The 15,916-nt window shown below is 65.1% G+C and carries 17 protein-coding genes; 4 read left to right on the top strand and 13 right to left on the bottom strand.

What is annotated here, in order from left to right; translation table 11 throughout:
* Position 1: 1 nt before the first annotated feature.
* The 11 genes from U5914_RS09565 to U5914_RS09515 form a co-directional block, all read right to left on the bottom strand.
* Positions 2-424, bottom strand: coding sequence for an arsenate-mycothiol transferase ArsC (locus U5914_RS09565; protein WP_336135530.1), 423 nt, complete (start codon positions 422-424; stop codon positions 2-4).
* A gap of 1 nt (position 425) precedes the next feature.
* Positions 426-1,595 (bottom strand): ACR3 family arsenite efflux transporter, encoded by a 1,170-nt coding sequence (gene arsB / locus U5914_RS09560; protein ID WP_336135529.1) that lies wholly within the window; start codon positions 1,593-1,595, stop codon positions 426-428.
* A complete protein-coding gene (locus U5914_RS09555; protein WP_336135528.1) occupies positions 1,588-1,989 on the bottom strand; it encodes an ArsR/SmtB family transcription factor in 402 nt (133 codons plus the stop codon). Before U5914_RS09555 ends, arsB begins: the two co-directional genes overlap by 8 nt.
* A gap of 62 nt (positions 1,990-2,051) precedes the next feature.
* Positions 2,052-3,038 carry a PstS family phosphate ABC transporter substrate-binding protein gene (locus U5914_RS09550; RefSeq protein WP_336135527.1) on the bottom strand — a complete coding sequence of 329 codons (987 nt, stop codon included), beginning with the start codon at positions 3,036-3,038 and terminating at the stop codon, positions 2,052-2,054.
* 211 nt (positions 3,039-3,249) lie between these two features.
* On the bottom strand, positions 3,250-5,004 hold the full coding sequence (gene pstA / locus U5914_RS09545) for a phosphate ABC transporter permease PstA (protein ID WP_336135526.1): 1,755 nt from the start codon (positions 5,002-5,004) through the stop codon (positions 3,250-3,252).
* Between the two features lies 1 nt (position 5,005).
* Positions 5,006-5,983, bottom strand: coding sequence for a phosphate ABC transporter permease subunit PstC (gene pstC / locus U5914_RS09540; RefSeq protein ID WP_336135525.1), 978 nt, complete (start codon positions 5,981-5,983; stop codon positions 5,006-5,008).
* Positions 5,984-6,061: 78 nt separating this feature from the next.
* Positions 6,062-7,042, bottom strand: a complete 981-nt coding sequence (locus tag U5914_RS09535) for a PstS family phosphate ABC transporter substrate-binding protein (RefSeq protein ID WP_336135524.1) — start codon at positions 7,040-7,042, stop codon at positions 6,062-6,064.
* Positions 7,043-7,216: 174 nt separating this feature from the next.
* The gene (locus U5914_RS09530) at positions 7,217-7,942 is read right to left on the bottom strand and encodes a nucleoside phosphorylase (protein ID WP_336135523.1); all 726 of its coding nucleotides are present in this window, start codon (positions 7,940-7,942) and stop codon (positions 7,217-7,219) included.
* A 67-nt stretch (positions 7,943-8,009) separates the two neighbouring features.
* Complete coding sequence (locus U5914_RS09525) at positions 8,010-8,558, bottom strand: hypothetical protein (RefSeq protein WP_336135522.1); 549 nt, start codon at positions 8,556-8,558, stop codon at positions 8,010-8,012.
* The gene (locus tag U5914_RS09520; protein WP_336135521.1) at positions 8,558-9,400 is read right to left on the bottom strand and encodes an ATP-dependent ribose-1-phosphate kinase; all 843 of its coding nucleotides are present in this window, start codon (positions 9,398-9,400) and stop codon (positions 8,558-8,560) included. Before U5914_RS09520 ends, U5914_RS09525 begins: the two co-directional genes overlap by 1 nt.
* A gap of 38 nt (positions 9,401-9,438) precedes the next feature.
* A complete protein-coding gene (locus U5914_RS09515) occupies positions 9,439-10,269 on the bottom strand; it encodes a DUF63 family protein (RefSeq protein ID WP_336135520.1) in 831 nt (276 codons plus the stop codon).
* Between the two features lie 96 nt (positions 10,270-10,365).
* Between U5914_RS09515 and map the strand changes: the two genes are divergently transcribed.
* Positions 10,366-11,256, top strand: a complete 891-nt coding sequence (map, locus tag U5914_RS09510; protein ID WP_336135519.1) for a type II methionyl aminopeptidase — start codon at positions 10,366-10,368, stop codon at positions 11,254-11,256.
* Positions 11,257-11,368: 112 nt separating this feature from the next.
* On the opposite strand, the gene U5914_RS09505 is transcribed toward map, so the two are convergent.
* Positions 11,369-11,566, bottom strand: a complete 198-nt coding sequence (locus tag U5914_RS09505) for a DUF7835 family putative zinc beta-ribbon protein (protein ID WP_336135518.1) — start codon at positions 11,564-11,566, stop codon at positions 11,369-11,371.
* Positions 11,567-11,806: 240 nt separating this feature from the next.
* Here U5914_RS09505 and U5914_RS09500 point away from each other — a divergent pair, with 240 nt between their 5' ends.
* Positions 11,807-12,349: an HIT family protein gene (locus U5914_RS09500; RefSeq protein ID WP_336135517.1), complete on the top strand. Its 543-nt coding sequence runs from the start codon at positions 11,807-11,809 to the stop codon at positions 12,347-12,349.
* Between the two features lie 69 nt (positions 12,350-12,418).
* Positions 12,419-13,354: a cation diffusion facilitator family transporter gene (locus tag U5914_RS09495; RefSeq protein WP_336135516.1), complete on the top strand. Its 936-nt coding sequence runs from the start codon at positions 12,419-12,421 to the stop codon at positions 13,352-13,354.
* 6 nt (positions 13,355-13,360) lie between these two features.
* Here U5914_RS09495 and U5914_RS09490 read toward each other — a convergent pair whose 3' ends face one another.
* A complete protein-coding gene (locus U5914_RS09490; RefSeq protein ID WP_336135515.1) occupies positions 13,361-14,605 on the bottom strand; it encodes a tRNA (N(6)-L-threonylcarbamoyladenosine(37)-C(2))-methylthiotransferase in 1,245 nt (414 codons plus the stop codon).
* Positions 14,606-14,693: 88 nt separating this feature from the next.
* On the opposite strand from U5914_RS09490, the gene U5914_RS09485 reads away from it, so the two are divergent.
* Complete coding sequence (locus U5914_RS09485; protein WP_336135514.1) at positions 14,694-15,851, top strand: outer membrane protein assembly factor BamB family protein; 1,158 nt, start codon at positions 14,694-14,696, stop codon at positions 15,849-15,851.
* The last annotated feature ends 65 nt before the right edge of the window (positions 15,852-15,916 follow it).

Here is a 15,916-nt window from a genome sequence, read left to right as displayed (position 1 = left end):
TTTAAAAGCTCGCTTCGATTTCGTCGAACAGCGCCCGAACGTTCTCACGGACTTCCTCGCGAATCTCGCGGGCCGTCCCTTCGTCGGCACCGTCGGGGTCGCGAAGTGCCCAATCGCGGACGTCGGTGTCGGCGTCGAGTTCCAGCGTCGAACAGCCCATCGTAGCGACGATATCGCAGGCGTTCAACTCCTCGGTCGAGACCTCTCGGGGCCTTCGCTCGGAGAGGTCGAAGCCCTCCTCGTCCATGAGTCGGACGACGATGTCGTGAACCTCGTCGGCGGGGTCGGTGCCGCCGGTGACGATGTCGACGGCCCCTTCGAGGCCGCGTTCGGCGCGTTCGCGTTCGGCGAAGGCCGTCGCCATTTGACTGCGGCCGGCGTTCTGTACGCAGACGAATCCGAGTCGAATCGAGTTGTCGGTCATGTCAATCGTCCTCTCTGGGTGGGTCGGCTGGCGGGTCGGGAGCGTCGAGGCTGCCGGTCCTGTGGCCGGTCCAGTCGATACGCCGCTGGAACCAGATAGCGACGTAGACCAAGGAGAGCAAGACCGGGACCTCGATGAGTGGGCCGATGACCGTCGTGAAGGCGACACCGGAACTGACGCCGAAGACGGCGACGGCGACGGCGATAGCGAGTTCGAAGTTGTTGGAGGCGGCGGTAAAGCCGATGGCCGTCGTCGTGGAGTAGTCCGCGCCGATGGCGTGGCCCATGCCGAAACTGACGAAGAACATGACGACGAAGTAGATTGTCAGCGGCACCGCGATGAGCAACACGTCGGTCGGCGCCGCGATGATGGCGTCGCCCTGCGTGGCGAACATCACGACGACGGTAAAGAGGAGGGCGACGAGCGTCAGCGGGCTCACGGTCGGAACGAACGTCTCCTCGTACCACGACTCACCCTTGAGGCGAACGCCGCCGGACCGAGAGAGGAGACCGCCGAGGAAGGGGACACCGAGGAAGACGGCGATGGCCCAGAACACCTGTTGAGGAGTGATGTCGAACGTACCGATCTGGGCTGCCAGCGCGTTCAGACCGAGCAGGTTCGGCGCGACGAGGGCGAACAGCCAGACGTAGACCCCGTAGGTGAGTATCTGGAAGACGCTGTTGAAGGCGACGAGGCCGGCGGCGTACTCGCTGGAACCGTCCGCGAGGTCGTTCCAGACGAGCACCATCGCGATACAGCGGGCCATCCCGATGAAGACCAATCCGAGGAAGAACTCGGGGCGAGCCGGCAGGCCCGGGACGACCCCGCCGAAGAAGACCACCGCGAGGCCGAACATCAGCGTCGGGCCGATGAGCCAGTTTTGCAGGAGGCTCAACCCGAGGACGCGCCACTGGCGGAAGACGGTCGGCAACTGGCGGTAGTTCACCTTCGCCAGCGGTGGGTACATCATCAGGATGAGCCCGATTTCAACGAGGTAGTAGTTCTCGATGGGTTCGACGACCGACGGCGCGACGTAGCCGAGGCCGACGCCGAGCCCCATCGCGAGGAATATCCAGACGGTCAGGTACTTGTCGAGGAAGTCCATCGACCGCGGGTCGCCGCAGGCCTCACAGCCGCAGTCCGGGCCGTGTTCGTGTTCGACGTTACTCATCGACGCTCACGCTCCCGTCGAGTACGGTGACGATGGCGACCGCTCGGTTCGTCGCCCGATACTGCTTCCAGCGGCCGTCCTTGCGGCCTCGAACGAGGCCGGCGTCGACGAGGTCCGACATCGCGTGGCTCAGCGCGCTCTCGCTGACGTCGACGACCGCGTTGAGTTCGCAGACGCAGAGTTCCTCTCCGGCCGCGACCAGCACGCGAAGCAGCGTATACCGCGTCTCGTTGCTCAGGGCGGCGAGGACGTCGAGTTCCCGGTCGATGCGGCCGCCCTCGATTGCGGCCGTCAAATTGCCGAGTTCGTCAAGTCGTTGGTCGACGTCCTCGCTTCGGCACTCCCCGAGCTGGTCTTCGAGGTATCGTTCGAGCCGTTCGGTTGCCTGTGACACGAGAGATAGTTGAAGGCTCTTTCAATTAATAATTCCTATTCCGCGACGGGGGAGGTACGGCGTTAGCTCTGTGCTTCCTCGATGGCAGATTCGAGTTTCTGCATCTGTGCTTCTTTGACGTCCTCCGTCGCCGGTACGTAGCCGACGTCGCCGGCGACGAGGTCCTCGTTGGTGGTCTGCTCGACGAAGAACCGGGCGAACTCGGCGACGTGGTCCTTCTCGAGTGCGGACATGGCAGGGTAGGTAAAGAGCGGCCGCGATAGCGGCTGGTACTCGCCGGATGCCGCCGTCTCCAGGCTCGGTTCGACACAGCCGTCGCCGTTGTCGATGCCCAGTGCCTTCACCTCGTCCGGGTTGTTGTAGTAGTACGAAAAGCCGAAGTAGCCGATGGCGTATTCGCTGCCGGCGACACCTTGCGCAATCGTGTCGTCGCGTTCGGTCGCCTGGTAATCGTCCGTGTGACCAGCCTCCGCGCCCTGGACGTTCTCGATGAAGTAATCGTAGGTACCCGACGTATCAGCGGCCCCATAGCGTTCGATTTCCTCGTTGGGGAACTCCTCGCGAACCTCGTCCCACGTCTCGACGGCGTCGGACTCCCAGATACTGGCCAACTCCTCGATGGTCAGACAGTCCACGAAATCGGCTTCGGGATTCACGACCACGGTGAGGGCGTCGGTGGCGGCGATGAGTTCTATATAGTCGACGTCGTTGTCCGCACACAGCTCCTCCTCTTCGCCTTTTATCGGCCGACTGGCGTTGTTGAAGTCGGTGTTGCCCGGACAGAAGTGGTTCGCGAAACCGCCGCCCGACCCCGTCGAGGAGATGTCGATGTTCACGTCCGGGTGGTCCTCGCTGAACTCCTCCGCGACCGCACTCATCAGGGGGAAAACGGTGCTCGAACCGGCGATATTGATATCACCGGAGAGGCTCCCGTCCCCCTGTTCGGTTCCGCTCGTCTGCGTACAGCCGGCCGCCGCCACTGCGGCAGCGCCGCCGAGCGTTTTGAGTGCGTTCCGCCGCGTCAGGTCACTGAATCGGTTCGTCGGCATCACCTGAGCGTTGCCGAGGGATTGATAAAACAGATGCTATGAGCAATGTATATTCTATCGTATCTATATATCCAATTCCGAAAGAGCCCATTGACATATATTCTCACACGAAGTGACGAGATATCACAAAGTAGGCGACAGTCCACTGGCGGAACACGTCGAAACGATTCGGGCGAGGAGAAAGGAGAGAAACGAAGGAACGCCGTAGTGCCTACTCGGCCTTGTTCCGGATGACGATGGCGGTGGCGTTCATCCCCAGCAAGACGATGAGCAGGGTGACGACGCCGGCGGCGACGACGCCGTAGCGGAACTCGTCTTGCGGGTAGTTCGCCCACGCGTAGATCTGCATCGGCATCGCGCTGACCTTGCCCCAGATGCTGCTGGGCGGGCTGAATACGGTCGTCGCGGCGCCGACCATGATGAGCGGTGCGGTCTCCCCGATGGCACGGCCCAACGCGAGGATGGTTCCGGTCAGGATACCGGGCAACGCCTCGGGAAGCACGATGTTCTTCGTCGTCTGCCAGCGGGTCGCGCCCATCGCGTCCGAGCCCCGGCGCATGTCGTCGGGAATCGAGCGGATCGCCTCCTGTGCGGAGATGATGGTGATCGGGAGGATGAGCAACGAGAGCGTGATGCCGGCGGTGACGGCCGTCCCGAAGCCGAACCCGAGCAGGTTGGCGAACAGGCCCAAGCCGAGCAGGCCGTAGACGACCGAGGGAACCGCCGCGAGGTTGGCGATGTTGACCTGAACGAGTCGGGTGAGTGCGCCGATGATGCCGGTGTCGGAGGTGTACTCCTCGAGGAAGACGGCCGTCCCGACCCCGAGGACGAACGAGAGGATGGCCACGATGGCGATGATGAGGACCGACCCGACGATGGCCGGATACAGACCGGCTTCGACGGCGTTCCGGGAAGGTGCGCTCGTCACGAAGGAGGGGTCGAGCCACGGGTCCGGCCGCGGAACGCCCCACGCGCTTACGATAGCGGCCCCGGCGAGCGCCCCGCCGATGAGCAAGAGCGGGAGCAGGAGCCCTTCCTGACCGTCGCGTTTCTCGAAGACGCGGTCGACGAACGTGATCGTCGGCGCGCTGGCGGTCAGCAAGACGAGCGTCGCCTTCGCCATCGGTTGGCCGACCATACCCGACGCGAACCCGCCGCCGGCGGCGATGGCCAGCGTCAGGAGGCCGATGACGACGCCGACGGTGCGGCCGCGACGGCGGTAGGTGACCGCGCCGACGGCGGCCGCGACCGGCACGACCAGCGTCCAGACGTAGATGATGAAGGTGGTCGGGTAGACGTTGAGGGTCTGCCGGACGACCGTAGCGGCGACGAACCCGACGACGGCCAGCGGCACCGCGGCCATCGAGACGCGGGAGTCGGGTCTGAAGCGACCATAGAGGAAGACGACCGCGGCCGGGAAGACGCCGAAGGTGTAGGCGAGGAACCAGAGCCGCGCGTCGAAGACCAAAAAGAGGACGACGAGTGCGAGACCCAGCGCCGCACCGCCGAGAAGCCGCCCGAGGAGGCCGAAACCGGCCTTGCCGGCCGGTCGCTGGCTGCCGACGAAGGTGACGTAGGCCGTCACGGGCGTGACGACGACGAACAGGTAGACCAGTTGCCACGACAGCCGCGGGACGGTACCGACGAAGGTTTCGACGGCGGTGAAGACCACCGCGGTGCCGACGAGGCCGCCCCCGAGGGCGATGGCCGTGTTCCGGGCCAGTTCGCGACTTTTCGCGCTGTAAAGGCAGAAGCCTACGAAGGGGAGAACGAGCGTCAAGAAGTAGGCCAACAGCCACTCGGGGCTGGCCTCGGCGAGGTCGAAGGCGTCGACGAAGACGTAGATGAGCAGCACCGCCAGCGCGATGAGACCGATGACCGACGCGCCGAGCGAGAGGTACTCGAAGAGAACGCCCTTGGTTCTGCTGACCTGTTCGAACTCGGGTGAGGTCTCTTCGGTCGCCATCTCAGTACTCCTCCCGGTAGCGCTGTGCGATGAGGTCGCTGATGACGTTCATGATTAGCGTGACGACGAACAGCGTCAGACCGAGGGCGAACATCGCGTCGTATGCGATGGAACCGCCAGTGAGGTCGCCGTTTGCGATCTGGACCATCGCGACGGTGATCGTCATCCCGGGTTCGAGCAGCACGTCGGCCGGGTTGACGAAGGGGATGCCGTTCCCGACCGCGAGTTCGCGAATCGGCGGCAGGTTCGCCTGCGAGCCCATCGCGACGACGACGATCATCGTCTCGCCGATGGCGCGGGAGACGGCGAGGATGTAGGAGGAGGCGATACCCGAAATCGACGCGGGAACGACGATGCCGGTCGAGACCTCGAACTTCGTGGCGCCGAGACCGTAGCCGGCCTGTCGCAGTTCGTCGGGGACCGCGCTCATCGCGTCCTCGCTGATGGAGGAGACCATCGGGATGGTCATGATGCCGACCATCAGCGACGCCGACAGCGCGTTGAACGTGCTGATTTCCGGAAACAGGGTCGCCTCCAGTACGGGTGTCACGTAGACGAGCGCGAAGTACCCGTAGACGACCGTCGGGATGCCGGCGAGGATTTCCAGCAGCGGTTTGAGTATCGACCGGGCGCGCGACGTGGCGTACTCGCTGAGGTAGATGGCCGTCAGCGTGCCGATGGGAATCGCGACGAACGCCGCGGTTATCGTGACGACGACCGTCCCGATGAGAAGCGGGATGATACCGAATATATAGCCGTCACCGCGCGGGTTCGGACTCCACTCCAGTCCGGTCAGGAACTGGACGACGTTGTACTCGATGAAGAAGGCCACCGCGTCCGACAGCAGCGTCAGGAAGATGGCCAGCGTCGTCAGCAGCGTCACCGCTGCACACGCGAGGAAGAAGCCGCTGTAGGAGCGTTCCCTGAGGCGGTCGATAGTACCAGAGCGCTGCAGGTCCGGCCCCTCCGTACCGCTCACGGTCGAATCCACCTCCGGTCAGCCGACCAGCCAGCGTGGAGCGGCGGGTCGGCGTCGTTCGTATCTCGGCTCATGCGTTCAGCTCTGTGCTTCCTCGATGGCGGATTCGAGTTTCTGCATCTGTTCTTCCTGTGTCTCCTCGGTCAAGGGAACGTAGCCGACGTCTTCGGCGACGAGTTCTTCGTTGGTGGTCTGCTCGACGAAGAACCGAGCGAACTCGGCGACGTGGTCTTTGGCCAGCGACGACATCGCGGGGTACGTGTAGAGTTCCCGCGAGAGGGGTTGATATTCACCGGATGCCGCCGTCTCCAGGCTCGGTTCGACACAGCCGTCGCCGTTGTCGATGCCCAGTGCCTTCACGTCGTCCGGGTTGTTGTAGTAGTACGAAAAGCCGAAGTAGCCGATGGCGTATTCGCTGCCGGCGACACCCTGGGCGATGGTGTCGTCGCGTTCGGTCGCTTGATAATCGTCCGTGTGGCCGGCCTCTGCGCCCTGCACGTTCTCGATGAAATAATCGTAGGTGCCGGAGGTGTCGGCCGCACCGTAGCGTTCGATTTCCTCGTTGGGGAACTCCTCGCGAACCTCGTCCCACGTCTCGACGGCGTCGGACTCCCAGATACTGGCCAACTCCTCGATGGTCAGACAGTCCACGAAATCAGCCTCGTTGTTGACCACGACGGTGAGGGCGTCCGTCGCCGCGACCAGTTCTATATAGTCGACATCGTTTTCGTCACACAACTCCTCTTCTTCCGGTTGGATTTCCCGACTGGCGTTGTTGAAGTCGGTGTTGCCCGGACAGAAGTGATTCGAGAAGCCGCCGCCCGAACCCGTCGACGAGATGTCGATGTTTACGTTCGAGTGTTCGCTGCTGAATTCCTCCGCAATCGCGCTCATCAGGGGAAAAACGGTACTCGAACCGGCGATATTGATATCACCGGAGAGGCCCCCAGAATCGCCGTTTTCGGTTTCGGTACAGCCGGCCACCGCGACTGCGCCGGCGCCGCCGAGTGCCTTTAGCGCGTCACGTCGTGTCAGGTCGCCGAATCGGCTCGCTTCCATCATTGTCGCGTATCCGAGGAGCACATATAGGAGGTACTATGTTTACTGTAGATATCCCTATATCCGAACCGTGGATAATACAAACATACATAGTACTATATAGAATCCGAATCGCGGCCGGTTAGATGTCGAAAGGACGGAAGCAGCAATCGAAATAGAATCCGTTGTGGGCCGTTACAGGCTCGCGACGGCGTCCAGCGCGATGCGAATCGCGCGGCCGACGTTGTCCTTGGCCTTGTCGGGAAGTTCCTCGTCCTCGGTTTCGCCTTTTTGGGTCCCCTCGACGAGGTTGCCGTCGACCGTACAGATGGCGCCGGCGCTGAGGCCCTTCCGCCGGGCGAGCGTGAAGAGCGCCGCGGCCTCCATCTCGACACAGAGCAGGCCGGCGTCTTCCCACGCCTCGACGAATTCGTCGGTTTCGGCGTAGAAGGCGTCGTCGGTGGCGATAGGGCCAACGTGGACGGGCGCTTCCCGCCGTTCGGCCGAATCGACAAGCGCGTTCAACGTCTCGTAGTCGGGGACAGCGGGCACCTCGACGGCCTCGTAGCGTTTCGTCGTCCCCTCGTCCTTGGCGGCGCCGGTGGCGACGACCATGTCGCCGATTTCGATGCCGGACTGGAGGGCGCCGGTGGTGCCGACCCGGATGAACCGTTCGACGCCGACGGCGGCCATCTCCTCGACGGCGATGGCCGTCGACGGCGACCCGATACCGGTCGAACAGATGGTGAGGTCGGTTCCCTCGTAGGTGGCGTTGACGACCTTGTATTCGCGGTTCTCGGCGACCGTTTCGGCGTCGTCACAGTGGTCGGCGATGCGGTCGACGCGACCGGGGTCGCCGGGCACGAGCGCGACGTCGGCGAGGTCGCCCTCCTCGACGAGCAGGTGCGGCTGTTTTGCCATGCCGAAAGGGTCGGCGCGCCGCCTCAAAAGTCGCGTGGGTTCGAAGCGGGCGGTCCGCTTGGGCGGTCTATACCGGGAGGGCCCGGTGGATGGCCGTCAGGGCGGCGAACACCAGCGGGGCGTACACGGCGACGGAGACGGCCCACTGCCGGCGGACCGCCTCGGCGCCGCTCTCGAAGGCGACCCCGCCGTATCGGGGGAAGACGACCCACGCGAAGAAGCCGTAGAGAAAGAGGGCGACGAGGGCGAGCGCGAGCAGTTCGAGGACGGAGATAACGCCGGCGACGATTACCTCGATGCCGATACCGAGTGCCGGTCGCAGGCGCTCGGCGCCGACCACGAGTACCTCGAAGAGGACGCCAGCGAGCATGCCGGCGACGATGTGGACCGCGTTGGCCGCCGACCACGAGACCCGTTCGGGAGGCTGTCGCCAGAGGGCGCTTGCCGCCACGTAGGGCGGGACATAGCCGCGGGACTGCAGGCGCATCGCGACGGTCATCCCGAGGGTCGCAGCCAGCCCCGCAAGTGCCGCCACCGCGAGGCGAATGTCGATAGACGTCGTCGTTCCGGCGTGCAACGGGAGGAACGCGGCATCCAACATCGAGGCCCCGCCCATCATCGCACCTCCGCGACCGGGTCGGCGGGGAGGTTCGGTCGCGGACCGTAGGTCGCTGCCGCGAGCGCACCGCAGGCGTTGGCGACCGCCAGCGCCTGTTCGGGGTCGCGGTCCGACAGCCACGACGACAGGAAGCCCGCGGCGAAGGCGTCGCCAGCCCCGGTCGTGTCCACGACCGATTCGACGTCGAACCCGGCGTGACTGAACTCGCCGTCCGGCCCCGCGTAGGTCGCCCCGGCGGCGCCGTGTTTGGTCAACTGCCGCGGGACCGACACCTCGAGGAGCTCGGCCTCCCGGTCGTTGACGAAGACGAGGTCGGTAAGCGTCAGGGCGTCGGTGAAATCCCGGTCGGCGAGTCGACGCCCCGGATCGAAACTGACGAGCACGTCGCGTTCGGCCGCGAGGCTGGCGATGCGGTGTGCGGTATCGGGCCGCTGTCCGGTGAGGTGGACGCAGTCGGCGCCTTCGAGCAGGGCCGGCGAGATATCGCCGGGGTCGATGGCCTCGTTCGCGCCGTCGGTGCCCAGAAGCGCCACCTCGCCGTCGGCGTCGATGAGGATGTACTTCGTCGTCGTTTCGGCGTCCTCGACGACGGTCACGAGCGGGTCGACGCCCGCCTCTCGGAGTTCGGCCACGGCTCGACGCCCGGGGCCGTCGTCGCCGACGCTGCCGAACAGCCGTGTCTCGACGTCGAGTCTCGACAGGTCGACGGCGACGTTGGCCGCGCTTCCGCCGCCCGAGGCCGACCGCTCGTGAATCCGGGCCTCGTCGTCGGGGGCCGGAAGCCGGTCGACCCGGAGACGCACGTCCCAGTTGACATGACCCGCACAGACGACGCGCATACCGGACGTGGGGGCGGCGACGGTATAAATGCCGTCAGTTACGCGATGGCGAAAAGGACGACGTTGTGGGCACCGGGACCGAGGCCGACGGCGGCGATGAGCCCCAAAAAGAGGTAGCCCTCGGTCGGTTCCTCGCGGATGTACTCCTCGAAGGCGGCGACGACGACCGCCGCGAGCACCAGTTTCACGAGGACGAAGAGCCACCCGGCACCGAGGAGTTCGGCCGTGGGCAACGCTCCCCCGGCCTCGATGATGATGCGGGACAGCGGCGTCTGTTCGCCGAAGCCGAGCAGGTCGTAGCCGACGGCCGTCGAAACGCCGTCCAGCGCGTGGCCGAACACCGCCAGCAGGCCGACCGAGCCGCTCGCCTCGATTGCGCCGGGGCGGAAGCGGGTGAGCAGAACCCAGACCACGGCGACCGACAGGAGGGTTCCGAGCAGGATGCCGAACGTGATTCCGACCTTGATTTCGATACCGCGGTCGACGGCGTTCAGGTAGCCGGCCGTCGCCGCCGAAAGGAGGACGAGAACGCCCGTAATCGCCACAAAACCGGGCGTCGTGGTCGGCCGCCAGCCCTCCGGGGGACGGTCTGCCACGAGCACCAGCACGATTCCCGCGAGGACGCCGGTGGTGAGGTAGACGGCGGGCGAACTGAAAAGCGGCCGTACGCTCGTCGGTACGGCCTCGGCCTGATAAATCGCATAGAGCGCGCCGCCGCCGGCCATCCACGGCGCGAGCGCGGTTACCGTCTCCTCGGTGACGGCCGGTCGGCGCCGATACAGCAGGGCCACCGTCGCCGCGCCGGCGACGAGCAATCCGAGCAGGTACGGGAGCGCTGGCAGCGCGAAATCGGACGGGAGTAGCGGCACTACCGGATTCGGCGGGGCGGCGACTCGAAAACGTTGCGATTCGGCCACTCTCCCGGGAACACAATCCCTTTTATCGCACCTGCCGAACCCGAAGGCATGACCGTGGACCTCTCCGACGAGAAGTTCGAGAAACACCGGGAAGCCGGCGAAATCCTCGCGCAGGTCCGCGAGGAGGCCGCCGAGCGGGTCGAGGTCGGCGTCAGCCACCTCGAAGTCGCCGAGTTCGCCGAAGAGCGCATCCGCGAACTCGGCGGCGAACCCGCCTTCCCCGTAAATATCAGCATCGACGAGGAGGCCGCCCACGCGACGCCGGAACCCGGCGACGACGCCACCTTCGGCGAGGAGATGGTCAACCTCGACATCGGGGTCCACGTTGACGGCTGGCTGGCGGATACCGCCGTCACCGTCGACCTCTCCGGACATCCGGAACTCGCCGAGGCACCCGCCGAGGCACTCGATGCCGCCCTCGACATCGTCGAACCCGGCGTCCACACGGGCGAAATCGGGGCCGAAATCGAGGACGTCATCGACGGCTACGGCTACAACCCCGTGGTCAACCTCTCGGGCCACGGCCTCGGCCACTGGGAACAGCACACCGACCCGAACATCCCGAACCGCGGCGTCAAGCAGGGCGTCGAACTGGAAGTCGGCGATGTGGTCGCCATCGAGCCCTTCGCCACCGACGGCGGCGGCAAGGTCAACGAGGGCGCTGACGAGGAAATCTACGCGCTCGAACGCGAGGCCAGCGTCCGCAACCGCGCGGCCCGCGACGCGCTCGAACAGATCGTCGAGGAGTTCAAGACGCTGCCCTTCGCCCGCCGCTGGCTCGATACCCAGCGCGCGGAGATGGCGCTCCGGCGCCTCAAACAGCAGAACGTCGTCCACGGCTATCCCGTCCTCAAAGAACAGGACGGCTATCTCGTCAGTCAGAAAGAACACACAATCATCGTCACCGAGGACGGCTGTGAAGTGACGACGCGGGCCTGAGTTCCCGCCCAACGGTATTCGCGTCCGAAGCCGACCTCGTCTCGACTACCGAATATAAAACGAGTCGAACGCTAGCGCGTTGTCAGCGCGCCGTGTAACGACGGAGCGAAAATCAGGCGTTGTTCATCCGCACGGATTGCTCGGTCCCGCAGACGCGACACGTGGAGACCCGGTAGGGCTCACGCGAGAACTCCGCGTTCTCCTCCTTCCGACTCTCGGTCAGGAGCTGGATGCTCACCTCGTGGGGGGTCTCCCGGCCACACTCGCTACACTCCTCGGCCATCCCCTCGTCGTCGATTCGAGTTGCCATAGTCACCCGGTCGTAGTCCGGAGATGAGTATAAAAACCAACCTCGGTTAACCACCGTTTAATCCAGTTTCGATGACAACAGTACCCAATGGGACGAGAGGTGTTCTAATCGGCCGATACAGTTCATAGCCACTATTTAGAGTATTTCGAGATTTTAGCGAGTCTGTAAACCGACGAAAAGTATTTATATTAGAACCCGCCGTGGACAGGGTTAACAGCGCGCCGAACCGAGGGAGTCGGTATGGACCAGTTGTTCGCTCCGTGGCGAATCGAGTGGGTGGAACGCGACGACGACGACGAGGTGGAAATCGAGGGCTGTCCGTTCTGTGTGCTTCCCGACCGTTCGGACGCACGCGAGGCGAGGGTCGTCGCCGAATCCGACCACGCGTTCGTCCTGTTGAACAATTATCCGTACAATCCCGGCCACGCGATGGTCATCCCCCGCGTGCACACGGGAGACTACACGGACCTCGACGACGAGGTGTTGCTGGACCACGCCCGCCTCAAACAGCGGACCATCGAGGCCATCGAGTCGGGCCTCGGTGCCGATGGCGTCAACGCCGGCCTCAACCTCGGGAACGCCTCCGGTGGCTCCATCGACGACCACCTCCACACGCACGTCGTGCCGCGCTGGCACGGCGACACCAACTTCATGCCGGTCCTCTCGGATACGAAGGTCATCGTTCAGGCGGTCGACGACACCTACGAGGTCCTCCACGATGCGTTCGCGGCCCACCCCGACGCGTCGGTCACCGATAGCGGCGCGGTCCGATTCGAGTTTTAGCCGCGGCGAACGCACCCCTTCGCCCCCTCTAATCCTATCACTTATCCGGGTGGTCACGCTACGGTCGGTATGAGCGATGCGGCGTTGACCGAGACGGGTGTCGAAACCGGCACCGAGCGGCGCGATTTCATCCGCGCCAGCGTCGTCAACGTCCTCGGCAACGCCGTCAAAATCGTCGTCGAAGCGGCCGCCGGCCTCGCCTTCGGGTCGCTCGCACTCTTGGCCGACGCCGCCCACTCAGTCGCGGACCTCGTCGCCAGCATCGTCGTGTTGGTGTGGGGCCGCAGCGTCTACGCCGACCCCGACGACACCCACCCCCACGGCCACCAGCGCGTCGAACCGCTGGCCGCGCTGTTCGTCGGCAGTGTCGTCGCCCTGCTCGGTCTGAACTTCTTTTACGAGTCCGTCCGGGGGTTCATCGTCGGTGTCGACGTACGCTTCAGTCCGATACTCGTCGCCGCGCTACTCTTCGCGATGGCCGATATGTACGTCCTCTACCGGTATACGACGTGGGTCAACGAGACGGTCGATTCGGCGGCGCTGGACGCGCTCGCGGTCGATTGTCTCAACGACATCTATACGACCATCGCCGCCTTGGTCGGCATCGCCGGCGTCTTCTTCGGCTACCCGCTGCTCGACGCCGGGGCCGGCGCCGTCGTCAGCGTCCTCGTCATCTATCAGGGGTTCGAGATCGGCCGCGAGAACGTCTCGTATCTGGTCGGTGCCGCACCCTGCGAGGACGACTACCAGCGGGTCGTCGAGGCGCTCCGCTCCCATCCCGCCGTCGAGGGCGTCCACGACGTGGCCGTCTTCTACGACGGCACCGACCTCGAAGTCGAGGCCCACGTCGAGGTCGACGGCGAACTGACGCTGGTGGAGGCCCACGACATCGAGACGGAACTCATCGGGCGCATCCGGGACCTCGATATCGTCGGCGACGTCCACCTCCATCTCGACCCGGCGGGTATCGGGGAGTGGAAAGACGCTGAAGAAAACCGAGAGTGAGTCGTTTTATATCGGGTCGCCGAAGCAGTAGACGTTCTCGTTGGTCGTGATTTCGACCTCGAAGAAGTCGCCGATTTCGACGTCCGTCTCGGAGGCGTTCGTGACGATGACCTGCCGGTAGGCCTCGTCGCGGCACTTCAGGGAGTCGCCAGTGCCCTCCTGTACCGCCAGGACTTCGTGGGTCTCTCCGACCATCGACTCGTGAGCCTCCCGGCAGACGTCCATCTTCAGGTCGGTCATCTCCTTGGAGCGTTCCTTCTTGAGGGTCCCGCCGAGGCCCTTCATCTCGGCGGCATCGGTGCCCGGTCGCTTCGAGAAGCGCGTGATGTTGATCTTCTCGGGGCGGACCTCATCGAGTAGTTCCATCGACTTCCGGTGGTCCTCGTCGTCCTCCGTGGGGAAGCCGACGATGAAGTCCGTCGACAGCGTCCAGTGGTCCAAGCGGTCGTCGAAGGTGTCGACGATTTCCTCGAATTTCTCGACGCGGTGCTGGCGGCGCATGTCCTCCAGTACGTCGTCGCTGCCGGACTGGACCGGCGCGTGGATGAAGTTGTAGAGCTTCTCGTTTTTCGCGAAGACGTCGGCCAGTTCGTCGTGAATCCCGTGGATGCCGCCGGGGTTGGCCATCCCGAGCCGAACCCGAAAGTCGCCCTCGATATCGCAGATGCGGTCCAGCAGTTCCGGGAGCTTCCGGTCGCCCTCGTCCCAGCCGTAGACGCCGGTGTCCTGACCGGTGATTCGGATTTCCTTCGCGCCCGCGTGAACCAGCGCCCGGGCCTTCTCGACGTTCTCCTCGACGGGCGGGGAGTCGACACGACCGGTCGCGAACTTCGTGATGCAGTACGAGCAGTTGGACATACAGCCGCGGGCGATGGGCAGGATGCCGACGACGCCATCGAGGATGGGTTCGGCGTCGGGCGTCGTCGTCGGGCACTCGCCGTTCGTCACGGCGGTCGGGACGTCCTCCCAGTGGAGGACCTGCGCGTCGACGTCCTCGAACTCCTCGCCCTGCGCGAGGGCCATACAGCCGGTGACGATGAGGTCCGACGTCTCGTCCTCCAGTTCCTCCGCCCGGCGGAGCATGTTTCGTTCGGTCTTCTCGACGACCGTACAGGTGTTGAGGATGGCCACGTCGGCTTTCTCGGGGCCGTCGACGCGGTAGTGACCCGCGTCGCGGAGCTTGCGCTCTATCTGACGGCTCTCACCCCGGTTGGACGTACAGCCGTACGTCTCGATGTGATACGTGGCCATCGTGTACCAGCAGATTACGTACGGGCGCTCAAAAGGGCGACGTTTCGGGCCCCAAAGACACTTGTCGGTTCGCACGCATTCGCCGGCCATGCCCTCCAGACGACGCCTTCTCTGCGGTTTCGGGAGCCTCGCGGCAGCGGGGCTGGCCGGCTGTACCGACGGTCCGTCCGGGAACGACGTTTCCCCCGGAACCGAGACCGATACCGAGTGGCCCCAGCCCGGCGGCACCGACCGGTTCGATTGCTACCGTGCCGACGCCGCCGCCCCCCGGGACTCCCCCGACGAACGCTGGGCGGTCCCGAGCATCTGGCCGGCCGGCCGACCCGTCGTCGCCGGTGGGCGGGTGATGCTCCCGACACAGGGCGGCCTCGTCGCCTACGACGTGGCGTCGGGCGACGAGCAGTGGCGGTTGGGCTTCGGCGAGGACGGGCCTGACCTCCGAACACCACCGCTCGTCGTCGACGACATCGCCTACCTCGGGACGCGGACCGGTCTGGTCGCAGTCGACGTCACCGACGGGACCGAAGCGTGGACGGCCGAGTTCGACACGTCGGCCACCGCCCCGCCGGTGGTCGGCATCGACCGTGAGCGACTCGCGGTGGGAACCGATTTCGGCCTCATCGGCCTCGATACCGATGGCCAAAAACTGTGGCGACGCGAGACGTTCACCGAAGTCACCGCGCTGGCGTCGTGGGGTGACGTCCTCTACGCCGGCACCTCGGGCGGCGAACTGTTCGGGTACGCTGGCATGGACGACCCGAACGGAATGTGGCGCCGACAGTTGGACGGACGGGTCGTGCAGGTGGCCCTCCTCGACGGGGACGGCATGGTCGCCTCGGTGTTCGGCGGCCCGACGACCCGACGGGACGACACCGCCGCCGGGGCGGAACGCTGGTCGCACGCCACCGGCTCACACGGGTTCGTTCTCGCGGGCGACACCTACGCGGTCGGTGGGGGACTCACCGCGATACACACCCGGACCGGCGAACGGCGCTGGTCGGTCGACGACCGCCTCCGTGCGCCGCCGGCCGGCGCGGGCGATACGGTCTATACCGGCGGCGACGGCTTCGTCGTCGGCTACGCGATGGGCGGCGGTACCGGCGTCGGTGCGTATCGAACGAACACGGAGCGCTGGCGATACGAGGTCGACGGTGCCGTCACGTCGGGACTGGCAGTCGCTGATGGAGCAGTATTCGCGACAGCTATGAACGACGACGGCGACACGACGCTGTACGCCCTCGAATAATCATACTGTCGGACGTAATTTCGCAAACCGCCGAATCGAGGAGGTCCCCGAAACGCTGGTAGGGG

It is taken from the genome of Natronomonas amylolytica (genome assembly GCF_037031205.1).
GTDB lineage: Archaea > Halobacteriota > Halobacteria > Halobacteriales > Haloarculaceae > Natronomonas > Natronomonas amylolytica.
This window is presented reverse-complemented; position numbering and strand designations above follow the sequence as displayed.

Bases quoted from the DNA above. Each gene is read 5' to 3' on its own strand.
- map (WP_336135519.1), top strand. From the start codon at position 10,366: ATGACCGTGGACCTCTCCGACGAGAAGTTCGAGAAACACCGGGAAGCC.
- U5914_RS09500 (WP_336135517.1), top strand. From the start codon at position 11,807: ATGGACCAGTTGTTCGCTCCGTGGCGAATCGAGTGGGTGGAACGCGAC.
- U5914_RS09535 (WP_336135524.1), bottom strand. From the start codon at position 7,042: ATGGAAGCGAGCCGATTCGGCGACCTGACACGACGTGACGCGCTAAAG.
- pstA (WP_336135526.1), bottom strand. From the start codon at position 5,004: ATGGCGACCGAAGAGACCTCACCCGAGTTCGAACAGGTCAGCAGAACC.
- U5914_RS09505 (WP_336135518.1), bottom strand. From the start codon at position 11,566: ATGGCAACTCGAATCGACGACGAGGGGATGGCCGAGGAGTGTAGCGAG.
- U5914_RS09495 (WP_336135516.1), top strand. From the start codon at position 12,419: ATGAGCGATGCGGCGTTGACCGAGACGGGTGTCGAAACCGGCACCGAG.
- U5914_RS09525 (WP_336135522.1), bottom strand. From the start codon at position 8,558: ATGGGCGGGGCCTCGATGTTGGATGCCGCGTTCCTCCCGTTGCACGCC.
- U5914_RS09520 (WP_336135521.1), bottom strand. From the start codon at position 9,400: ATGCGCGTCGTCTGTGCGGGTCATGTCAACTGGGACGTGCGTCTCCGG.
- U5914_RS09485 (WP_336135514.1), top strand. From the start codon at position 14,694: ATGCCCTCCAGACGACGCCTTCTCTGCGGTTTCGGGAGCCTCGCGGCA.
- U5914_RS09565 (WP_336135530.1), bottom strand. From the start codon at position 424: ATGACCGACAACTCGATTCGACTCGGATTCGTCTGCGTACAGAACGCC.
- U5914_RS09530 (WP_336135523.1), bottom strand. From the start codon at position 7,942: ATGGCAAAACAGCCGCACCTGCTCGTCGAGGAGGGCGACCTCGCCGAC.
- U5914_RS09490 (WP_336135515.1), bottom strand. From the start codon at position 14,605: ATGGCCACGTATCACATCGAGACGTACGGCTGTACGTCCAACCGGGGT.
- U5914_RS09550 (WP_336135527.1), bottom strand. From the start codon at position 3,038: ATGCCGACGAACCGATTCAGTGACCTGACGCGGCGGAACGCACTCAAA.
- arsB (WP_336135529.1), bottom strand. From the start codon at position 1,595: ATGAGTAACGTCGAACACGAACACGGCCCGGACTGCGGCTGTGAGGCC.